We start from the raw sequence: 10,062 nt of genomic DNA on the forward strand, positions 1-10,062 counted from the left end.
CTCTTGTTCGTGCAGCGGTCATTGCACAGGTACGTCGTAAATCGTGTGCGGCGTGGGCTCCGGCGTGAAGGTGTAGTGCCACCATTCCATCGGGTAGTTGCGGAAGCCGCCGCGTTCCATCGCGCCGCGCAGCAACTGCCGGTTCGCGCGTTGTTGCGGGGTAATGCCGGGAGCGTCGGTGTGCGCGCGCACGTCGAAGAAGTCGAAGTCGGTGCCCATGTCCAGCGGCTCGCAGCGCGTGCCGTCGGTGGCGCAACGTTCGACGGTGAGGTCGGCGGTGCTGCCGCGGCTGTGACCCGAGACCGTGGCGATGTAGCCGTCGAGCAGCTTCGACTTGTCCAGTGCCGGGTAGTGCCGCGGCTTGGTGCGTTGGTCGTTCAGGTCGTGCGCCCAGCGCACGAAATTGGCCACCGCGCGGGCAGGGCGGTAGCAGTCCCACAGTTTCAGGCGCAGGTGTTGCGCGCGCAGCTCGTGTTCGACCCGGGCCAGCGCCTCGGCGACCGGGCGCAGCAGGAAACATTTGGGCGCGCGGTAGCCGTCCACCGGCACACCGACGAAGTTGTCGTGGCCGGCGTACTTGATGTCCTCGGCGATGTCCGGCACCAGCGTGCGGATGTCGACCAGGTTCGCCGCGGCGGCGGTCTTCGCCGGCGACAGTGCCGGTGGCTGTTCCGCAAGGCTGCCGGCGGACCAGCCGATGGCGGCGAACAGCGCGATGGCCGCGAGCGGGCGGCGCATCAGCGGCAATCACCGACGCGCTGGAGGTCGAGGTCCTCGTAGTCGAAGCTGAAGTCGCCCAACGGATTGACCTTGGCCATGCGCAGGGTGATCGGCTGGCTGCCGGTGGCCGCATGGAAATCCAGCCAGGCATCCAGATCGGCCGGATCGTTCCAGTCCACCAGGTAGCGGTCGCCCAGGCGCATCACCGTGCCGGCCAGCATCGGCGACTTCGCGGCGGCGAGATGCATCTTTCCACCGCGCGGGCACAGAGTGATGTCGCCAAACCACGGGTCACGATACTGCCCGCTCCAGCGCGCCAGTTCGGTAGTGCTGGCTGGCCGCTGCGCCGAAGTGTCCGGGGCGGACGAGGACGGCGGTCGCTGCTTCGCCTGTTGCTCCAGCGCGTCGGCGTACCAGCGTACGTCGCGGGTGTCGTCGGGCGCGGTGAAATGTTTCATCAGCACTTCGCTGAGCACGGTGCGCGCATCGTCCGCCTCGCCATTGATCATGAGCACGAAGCCGCTCTTGCGATCCGGCAGCAAGGACAACATCGAGTACATGCCGTTCAAGGTGCCCGTGTGCCACACGTTCCACTGGCCGTCGACGTCGGCCATGCGCCAGCCGTAGCCGTAGGCCATCACGTGCGTGTTGTCCCAGGCACGGCGCTGCGCGGATACCGGGATCAGCATGTGCGGCGCCTGCAGCACGTCACGCTGCACCGGCGACAGCCACTTCAGCTGTGCCGACGTGGGTACCAGCCAGTTGCGCGCCCAGCTCAGCATGTCGGTGAGGTCGCAGCGGATGCCGCCGGCGGCGGCCGAGGTGATCGCGGGAACCGCGGCGTCTTCGGACATCGCCACGTTGCGGCCGTTGTCGCGGCGATGCGGCGTGGCCACGTCGCCCACGGTGTCGCGGTTCCACGCGCCGACCTGGCAGCGGCCCAGGCCCAGCGGCTCGAACACTTCGCGCTGCATCAGCGTCTCGTAGGACGCACCGCCCGCGGCGGCGGCGACTTCGCCGGCGACCACGTAGAGCAGGTTGTCGTACTGGTAATCCGAACGGAAGCTGTAGTCGGGCTTGATGAAGCGCAGGCCGTGGATGATGTCCTCGCGGGTGAAGTTGTTCGGCTCCGGCCACAGCATCAGGTCGCCGCCGCCCTCGGGCAGGCCGCTGGCGTGGGTGAGCAGGTCGGCCACGCGCATGTTCGCGGTGACCCACGGGTCGTTCATGCGGAATTGCGGCAGGTACTTCGTGACCGGATCGTCCCAGCGCAGCTTGCCCTGGTCGACCAGCCGGCCGAGCAGGGCAGTGGTCATCGCCTTGCTGTTGGAGGCGATCTTGAACAGCGTCCGCGGAGTGATCTTCTGGCCCGAGCCGGCGACGGTTTCGCCGACGGTGCGCGTATAGACGATTTGCCCGTTCTCGATCACGCCCACGGCGATGCCGGGCAGCTGGTAGCGGGCGACGGTGGCGTCGACGATCTTGTCGAAGGCGGCGGTTTCCACGCCGGGCGTGGCTGCGTGAACGAGCGTGCAGCCCAGCCCGAGTGCCACGGCGAGCAGCAGGTGCGGCTTAATGACGGTTGGCATGGCGCTCGACCTCGCTCCATACGCGTAGCAGGTTGCCGCCCCACAGCTTGGCGATGTCGGCGTCGCTGAAACCGGCCTTGCGCAGCGCGGCAGTGACGTTGCGGGTTTCGCTGGCGTCCTTCCAGCCGGTGATGCCGCCGCCGCCGTCGAAGTCCGAGGCGAGGCCGACGTGGTCGATGCCGGCGATCTCCACCATGTGGCGGATCTGCTTGACGTAGTCGTCCAGCGTGGCCAGCGGGTATTGCTTCTGGATCTCGGCCATGCCCGCTTCCATCGCGGGCCGGTAGTCGTCGTTGTCGCTGTCATATTCCTTTTCGCCGGCCTGTTTCGCCACGCGTTCCTGCAGCGCCTTCTCGGCGGCTTCGCGGCCGGGATCGTGCTTGAGGAATTCCTTGTACGCCACCGCCTGGATCACGCCGCCTTTCGCGGCGATCGCGCGCAGCAGGTCGTCGGGCAGGTTGCGCGGATGGTCGAGCACGGCGCGGGCGCCGGAGTGCGAGGCGATGAGCGGCGTGCTGGAGACCTTCAGCGCATCGCGCACGCAGTGGTCCGAGGCGTGCGAGATGTCGACCATCATGCCGAGCTGGTTGGCGCGTTTCACCACGGCGCGGCCGAAATCGCTCATGCCGGTGTCGCCGGCGCTGTTCATCACCGGCTCGCCGTGCTTGGTATCGGGCAGCGAGCTGCTGCACAGGTCGTTGTTGCCGACATGGACCAGGCCGACCGAGCGCGCGCCGCGATCGAAGGCGGCGTCCAGGCGGCGGATGTCATGGCCCAGCGAATAGGCGTTCTCGATCTCGATCGTCGCCGAGAGCAGGCCGGCCTTGTGGTTGGCGAGCAGTTGCTCCGGCGTGGTGGCCAGGCGGATGCGGTCGGGATACATCATCAGCATGCGGCCGATGCCGTCGTATTTCTGGCTGGCCTGTTTCACCGCCTTGGCGTAGCCGGCGGCATCGAGCTGGTGCTGCGGCACCCAGATCACGAAGAACGCCGCGTTCAGGCCACCGCGTTCCATCTTGCCCAGGTCGACCAGCAGGCGGGTGTCCTTGCCCACGTCGAAGCGCGGCTCGCCCATGTAGTCGAACGGGATGTCGACGTGCGTGTCGATGGTGATCGGCGGGTCCTGCTGCGCCTGTGCGGGCAGCGTGCCGGCGAAGCTCAGGGCGGCGAGGATGGCAAGGCGGATGGCACAGTTCATGGTGTCTCCCAGTTCCGCGCCGGCTGTTCGCCGGCGATCATTTCCTCGAAGTGCTGACGGCGCCGCACTACGGCGTAGCGGCCCTGCCGCAGCAACACTTCGGCGGCGAGCGGTCGCGAGTTGTAGGTGGATGCCATCGACGTACCGTACGCGCCGGTGGCCTTGATCAGCAACAGCTCGCCGGCCACGCACTCGGGCAGTTCGCGCCCGCGGGCGAAGGTGTCGCCGGTTTCGCAGACCGGGCCGACGATGTCGTAGGTCGTCATCGGCCGTGATGCATCCGTCACCGGCACGATGTCATGCCAGGCATCGTACAAGCTGGGCCGCTGCAGGTCGTTCATGGCCGCGTCCAGCACCAGGAAGCTGCGTTCGACGCCGGGTTTGACGCGAATCACCCGGGTCAGCAGCACGCCGGCTTCGGCGATCAGGTAGCGGCCCGGTTCCAGCAGCAGCTTGCCGCGGTAATCGGCCAGCGCTTCGCGAATCACGTCCACGTAATCGGACGCGGCCACCGGCTGATCGACGCCGGCGCGATAGCACACGCCGAGTCCGCCGCCGACATCGATGCTGTTGATCGGATGGCCAGCCTGTTCGAGCTCGCGCCAGAACGCGGCGACCCGCTGCAGCGCGAGGCGGAACGGTTCGACGCTGAGGATCTGCGAGCCGATGTGCACGTGCAGGCCATCGAGCTGCACGTGGCTCAGCTGTTTGCGTTTGGCGAACCAGCGACGGGCCTCGTCGATGCTGACGCCGAACTTGTTCTCGGACTTGCCGGTGGAAATCTTGGCGTGGGTATGCGCATCCACGTCGGGGTTGATGCGTACCGCGGCGCGTGCAGTCACATCCTGCGCCTTCGCGACGCGTTGCAGGGTGTGCAGCTCGTCCAGCGACTCGACGTTGAAACGCATGATGCCCACATTGAGCGCACCGGCGATCTCGTCGGCGCTCTTGCCCACGCCGGAGAACACGATGCGCTCGGCCGGCATGCCGGCGTTGAGGGCGCGGCGCAGTTCGCCGACCGAAACGATGTCGGCGCCGACGCCGACGTTCGCCATCAGTTGCAGGATGGCGAGGTTGGGATTGGCCTTCACCGCGAAGCAGATGGTGGCGTCGAGGCCGGCCAGTGCCGCCTGCAGCTCGCCGATGCGCTGGTGGATCGCGCTGGCGGAGTAGGCGTGGAACGGGGTGGGGAATCGCTCGGCCAGTTGTCGCAGGTCGACGCCGTCGAAGTGGCTGTGTGAGGTTGGCGTTGAAGACGCGTCCGTGGTGGCAGCCGGCGTAGCGGCGTTCGTTTTCATCATCGGCTGCACGTGGCTTGTTTCCGCGTCAGGTGGGTTGCCGGCGCACGCGCGTGGAATCGTGCCCGGCAAAAAAAGGCGACCCGCCACGAGAGCGGGCCGCCTGGGGGAGTAAACCTCAGTACGTGTAAGTCACGACCAGTTGCATGTAGCGCGGCGATTGCCACACGGTGCCCTGCCCGAAGTAGGGCATCTTGGTGCCGGGCGTGCTCTCGTAGCGGGAATGCACGTTGACGACCGTCTGGCTGTTGAGCAGGTTGTAGATGGAGAAGCGCGCCTTCAGATCGATATCCTTCACCGGCAACGTCCAGGTTATGTTGGCGCTCAGGTCCTTCACCCACGGCATGCGGCCGAACGCGCCACGCTCCGTGTAAACCATCTCGCGCGTCCGCCAGTCGGAACAGTTCGCCTGACACAGCCAGCCCGAGCCGCCGCCGCTGAACTCGCTGGGGCCACCGGCGCTGCGGTTGTCGTTGGGCCAGCGCACGCCGAACGCGGTGATCGGTCCACCGGAATAGGCTGCGAACGTGCCGCCCAGGCTCCACATGTCGTTGAGCTTGTAGCTGCCGCGCAGCTTGATCTGGTGGCGATGGTCGTTGAACAGGACGCCATAGCGCTCGTTGACGGCCGGGTGGTCGTAGTACTGCACCAGATTGGTGTCGGCGTAGCCGGTATCCGAGTTCACCGGGCCTTCGATGTTGCCCTCGCTCTTGGACCAGATGTAGCTGGCATTGAAGGCCCACTTGCCGTCCCATGCGCGATCAAGCTGCAGCTCGACCGCCTTGTAGGTACGCCGCGGCTTCTTGTAGCCCATGATGGTGCCGCTGCCCAGCGCCTTGTAGCCATCCTTCGAACCGTCGAAGGTAACCCAGCTGTTGGTATCGGGGCACCACAAGGTGGACTTTTCGCCCGGGTTGAGGATGGGCCAGTCGCCGGAGTACCAGTCGCATCCCTCGACATGGTTGGTGCGCACGTCTTCCACCGCGCGGGTCATCTTGCGGTAGGTGACATTCGCGCCATACGACCAGGTCTGGTTGATCGCCTGCTGGAAGCCCAGGATGTACTCGTCCTGGAAAACCTGCTTCAGGTCGCGATCGACCGCGGTGCGCACGTCATCGGGTGCGGAAACGTTCCCATCGGTATTGACCGGGCCGAGCTGCGCGCCGAGCTGGGGGAAAAGATAGGTGCCGCCAGTGACCGGGTCGGTCTTCTGGGTCCAGCCATCGAGCGCGTAATAGGTGTGCTCATCCGTGGTGCCGCCGCCGAAGTAATCGGTGAGTTTGTTGGTCAGCGGGATGTAGTAGCGGCCCGCGTTGCCGAACACTTTCGTCGTGCCGTCACCCTTCACGTCCCAGCTGAAGCCGAGGCGCGGGGAGATCATGTCCTTGAAATCGGCCTTGGCGAAGGTCGCACCCGAAGCGAGCGTGTTCTCGAACTTGTCGCCGCGCACGCCCAGGTTCAGCAGCAGGGTGGGCGTGACGTTCCAGCTGTCTTCCACGTAGATGGCCTGTGCCTTGGTCGAAACCGGGGCACCGGTGATGTAGTGGCGCGCGTCGACGTAGGCAGTGCCAGCGGCGACGACCCCACCGCCGGGAAGCTCGCGTTCGTCATCAGTGGCAGTCGCGGGCATGCCAAGCACCGTGTAGCTGACGCCGTCGCCCGGATATACCGTGGAGCTGTTGGAATCCATGACCTCCTGGTCCAGGCCGAAGCGCAGCAGGTGATTGTCCAGCGGGGTCCATTCGAAGTCGAGGCGCATCGCCTTGCGCTTGTCGAAGCGGCTGCTGATGCTGTCGTTGGTCGGGTGGCAGCCTTCCTGCACAGTCCGTTCCCCGAACAAGGCGGTGTAGCTGCTGTCGCGGTAGACCTTGCTGCAATCGGCGTCCGACACGCTGCCGCCAGTGGCACTGCGCTTGTTCACGCCGTACATCGCCTTGGCGACGAAATTGTCGCCAAAATGACCGGTATAGGTGAGCGAGCCGTTGTCGCCGCCGGAACCCGAAGTGCTTTCGCCCAGTTTGTCGCCGAACTTGGCGTTGTCCCAGGTGTAGCGGTAATTGCTGGTGGCCGACTCGGCCTTGTCGGAGAAGGCCAGCAGTTCCAGCAGGTGGTTATCGTTGATGTGCCAGTCGAGCTTGGCGCCCCAGAAATTGTTGGCGTTCTTGGTTTTCCAAGCCTGGGTCGTGTCGATGTCCTGCGGCCTGGCGTCGCGCCGTTCGTACATGCCGAAGAAGAACAGCTTGTCTTTCACGATGGCGCCGGACGCCCACACGTTGGCCTTGTAGAACGGGTTCACGTCGCGGCTGGTACGGTCCCGCTCGTCGATGGTGCCGTCGCTATGGAAGTGGTCCTTTTTCGCCGATGCCCACGACGACGGTTCCAACGTCGTTTCCGCGCCGAAATGGAAGTCGTTGCCGCCGGAGCGTGTCACGGCGTTGATGACGCCGCCCGTGCTGCGGCCGAACTCCGCCGAATAGCCACCGGTCTTGACCTGGAATTCCTCGAAAAACGCGAACGGCACCGAGGAAAAACCCTGGCGGCGATACGGATCGGTCACGTCGAGGCCATTGATGTAGACGACGTTCTCGGCCACCGACGAGCCGCCGAAGCTGATGCCGCCGAAGGTGGCCCCCGAGGCAATCACGCCCGGCGCCAGCAGCGCGACCGCCCCCACGCTCTGATCCACCGGCAAGCGCGCCAGATCTGCACGGGTGATGTTGGTGGCCGATTCGGTGGAGAACACGTCAACGCGGTTGACTACCTGCGAGCCCACGACCTGGACCGACGCCAGGTTGGTCACGTTGCCGCTGCTGCCCAGGTTGACGGTGGTGGTGCCGCCCAGCGAGACGGCAACCGAAATCGGCGTGCCGACCGTCTGGCCGCCGCGCAGGACCTGGAGGCTGTAATCGCCTACCGGCAGTTGGGCCACTCGATAGGTGCCGTCGGCGTTGACCGTGACGGAGCGGGCCTGCCCGGTCGCGGTATTGGTGACGGTGATCTGCGCGCCGGCGTCGGCGCGCCCCGCCACGGCACCGGTGACGGCCTGGGCCAGCACGGGACCCCCAGCCAACGACGCCAGGCCGAGGCCGAGCGCCATGCAAAGTACGGTCCTGCGCAATGTCCGGGTGTTGCTCATTTCCCCATCTCCCCATCGACGCCGTCGATGCCATGTTTATGAAAAGCTGCCAGTTGGTTATTTGCCGCTGCGTCCCTGCGCCGCTGGCAGAACCTGCCAGTCGAAGTCGTAGTCCAGTTGGTCGAAGTAAAGGTTGCCGCCGCGCCATTCGGCCTCACCGCGCTGCGAGTCCACGTCGTCGGAACGGAAGTGCCGTTTGGACGGCTGGAAGCTGCGCGAGAAATCGTCGTTGAACGCGATGCGGTAGTTATCGAGGCCACCGAGGTAGAACCACTCCAGCGCCTTGTCGTCCGACGCGATCGGATGCAGGCGGCCGGTGGTGACGTCCATCGGCACCCAGCCGTAGGGCGCCAGGTACAGGTAACCCCAGTCGTGGATGTTGCTGTAATGGCTGCCGTCGTCGGAATAGACCATGCCCGATTGCCAGCGCGTGGGGATGCCGTTGAGGCGCAGCAGGGTCATCAGCAGCAGGGTCTGCTGGCCGCAGTCGGCGTGACCGGCGTGCAGTGCGTAGTCGCTGATGTTGGAAATGGTGGAGTATTCGCGCGCGCCGGCCCAGGGGATGCGGTCGACCGCGGCGAACAGTTTCTGCGCGATGCGATAAGGATTTTTCTCGTCGCCGACCGCGTCGTGCGAGAACTTGCGCATCGCGTCGGTGAATACGATGTGCGGTGCGCGTTCGGCCACGAACGGGGCCAGTTCCGGCGTGATGGTTGCCGGCTGCACCTGGTCCGGATCGATCGCGTGGTACTGCGCGGACAAGGTCAGCTCGTAGCTGACCGAGAACACCGTCTTCTGCCCGGCCACCGCGGGCTTCTCCAGGTACGCCGTGCGCTGCAGCGCCGACTCGGGCGCGATCTGGTGCTTGGCCGGCACGCTGGCGACGTAGCGGATGTCTTCCTGCTGGCCCGGCACCGCGCGCGGGTACGGAATCCAGGCGCGCACGGTCTCGCCGGCGGGCACGGCGTCGGCGTCGACGGTCAGCGTCTGCGTCATGCGCAGGCGGCGCGGCAGCACGCTGCTGCGGTGTTCGACCAGCGCGGCCTTGTAGATCGCGCGCTGGTGGTCGTTCAGTGCTTCCATCGGGCCTTCGACGAAGGGCGTCTGCACCGCGCGCCGTGCCAGCGCTTCGGGGCTGAGCCGGAACAGGTTGGCGGGCGAGCGCTTGAAGTACAGCGTCTTGCCGTCGATGACCTGGTGCTCGAACAGGCCGGCCGCGTTCCACTTCGCGAACTCGGCGTCACTGAGGTCGGGAATCTGCTTGCGCACGCGCGCCTGGACGTCGTCGGCGCTCAGGGTGAAGTCGAGCAGGATGCGGCGCATGCGTTCGCGCTGGAACGCGAGCACGTTGCGCGTGTCGGTGGACAGGCCGGGCTGTGCCATGGCGCCGGTGATCGCCGTGTCGGCGGCCTTGAAGTGGCCGGCGTCGATCTGGGCGATGATGGGGGCAACGGCGTTGCCGTCAGTGCCGTTGCCGGCGGATGCAAACGGTGCGACGAGCAGCAGGGCGAACAGGGACACGACGACGCGCAGGCCACGTGCCTGACGGCGTATTCCCGGTGCGACAGGCAGCAACGTATCCATCGACAAACATCCCCTGCAACGAATCCCCTGAAACCGTTGTGTAACACGCTTGCAAATGCCGGTCAATAATTTATGCTTCAACGGAAGTTTGTAAGAATCAGCTATTCCTTGATGGTGGACGCCAACCAGCCTGCGAATGCCCGCGAACGATCCACGAGGGGATGCATGTGATCCACACGGTCTGGCCCTACCTGGCGCTGATGTTGCTGATCGCCGGCTTGTTTCCGGCGGTGGAACGCCGCTTCGGCTGGAAGGTGTTTTCGGTGCTGCCGCCGATCGTGCTGACCTACCTGCTGGTCACCGCGCTGGCGGTTTCCGGGTTGTGGCAGGTCAACGTGGAGATCAAGGCGGCGCAGTCGATGCTGGTGTCGCACATGGTGCCGGCGCTGCTGTTCCTGCTGATGATCAACTGCGACCTGCGCGCGATCTGGCGGCTCGGCCCGCGCGTGCTGGGCGTGTTCGCCTGCACCTCGCTGAGCCTGTTCGTGGCCTTCATCGGCACCTACCTGATCTATCGCCACTGGCTGCCCGGCAACG

General features: G+C 65.8%; 7 protein-coding genes. 1 reads left to right on the forward strand and 6 read right to left on the reverse strand.

Annotation, left to right across the window (positions count from 1 at the left end):
• Positions 1-18: 18 nt before the first annotated feature.
• The 6 genes from ABD024_RS02840 to ABD024_RS02865 form a co-directional block, all read right to left on the reverse strand.
• Entirely contained in the window at positions 19-738 is a 720-nt protein-coding gene (locus ABD024_RS02840; RefSeq protein ID WP_343849408.1) for a M15 family metallopeptidase, read from the reverse strand.
• Positions 738-2,309 carry a serine hydrolase gene (locus ABD024_RS02845; RefSeq protein WP_343849410.1) on the reverse strand — a complete coding sequence of 524 codons (1,572 nt, stop codon included), beginning with the start codon at positions 2,307-2,309 and terminating at the stop codon, positions 738-740. The genes ABD024_RS02840 and ABD024_RS02845 overlap by 1 nt, the downstream gene beginning before the upstream one ends.
• Complete coding sequence (locus ABD024_RS02850; protein WP_343849412.1) at positions 2,293-3,507, reverse strand: dipeptidase; 1,215 nt, start codon at positions 3,505-3,507, stop codon at positions 2,293-2,295. Before ABD024_RS02850 ends, ABD024_RS02845 begins: the two co-directional genes overlap by 17 nt.
• Complete coding sequence (lysA, locus tag ABD024_RS02855; protein ID WP_343849415.1) at positions 3,504-4,805, reverse strand: diaminopimelate decarboxylase; 1,302 nt, start codon at positions 4,803-4,805, stop codon at positions 3,504-3,506. Before lysA ends, ABD024_RS02850 begins: the two co-directional genes overlap by 4 nt.
• Before the next feature lie 118 nt (positions 4,806-4,923).
• Entirely contained in the window at positions 4,924-7,902 is a 2,979-nt protein-coding gene (locus tag ABD024_RS02860) for a TonB-dependent receptor (protein ID WP_343849417.1), read from the reverse strand.
• Positions 7,903-7,998: 96 nt separating this feature from the next.
• Complete coding sequence (locus ABD024_RS02865) at positions 7,999-9,525, reverse strand: transglutaminase-like domain-containing protein (RefSeq protein ID WP_343849419.1); 1,527 nt, start codon at positions 9,523-9,525, stop codon at positions 7,999-8,001.
• A 161-nt stretch (positions 9,526-9,686) separates the two neighbouring features.
• Here ABD024_RS02865 and ABD024_RS02870 point away from each other — a divergent pair.
• On the forward strand, positions 9,687-10,062 hold a 376-nt coding region (locus tag ABD024_RS02870), incomplete at its 3' end, for a DUF819 family protein (RefSeq protein ID WP_343849421.1).

The sequence above is a fragment of the Rhodanobacter soli genome (assembly GCF_039523495.1).
In the GTDB taxonomy this organism is placed as follows: domain Bacteria; phylum Pseudomonadota; class Gammaproteobacteria; order Xanthomonadales; family Rhodanobacteraceae; genus Rhodanobacter; species Rhodanobacter soli.

Coding starts and splice junctions, on each gene's coding strand:
- ABD024_RS02840 (WP_343849408.1), bottom strand. CDS start 738: ATGCGCCGCCCGCTCGCGGCCATCGCGCTGTTCGCCGCCATCGGCTGG.
- ABD024_RS02845 (WP_343849410.1), bottom strand. CDS start 2,309: ATGCCAACCGTCATTAAGCCGCACCTGCTGCTCGCCGTGGCACTCGGG.
- ABD024_RS02850 (WP_343849412.1), bottom strand. CDS start 3,507: ATGAACTGTGCCATCCGCCTTGCCATCCTCGCCGCCCTGAGCTTCGCC.
- lysA (WP_343849415.1), bottom strand. CDS start 4,805: ATGAAAACGAACGCCGCTACGCCGGCTGCCACCACGGACGCGTCTTCA.
- ABD024_RS02860 (WP_343849417.1), bottom strand. CDS start 7,902: ATGGCGCTCGGCCTCGGCCTGGCGTCGTTGGCTGGGGGTCCCGTGCTG.
- ABD024_RS02865 (WP_343849419.1), bottom strand. CDS start 9,525: ATGGATACGTTGCTGCCTGTCGCACCGGGAATACGCCGTCAGGCACGT.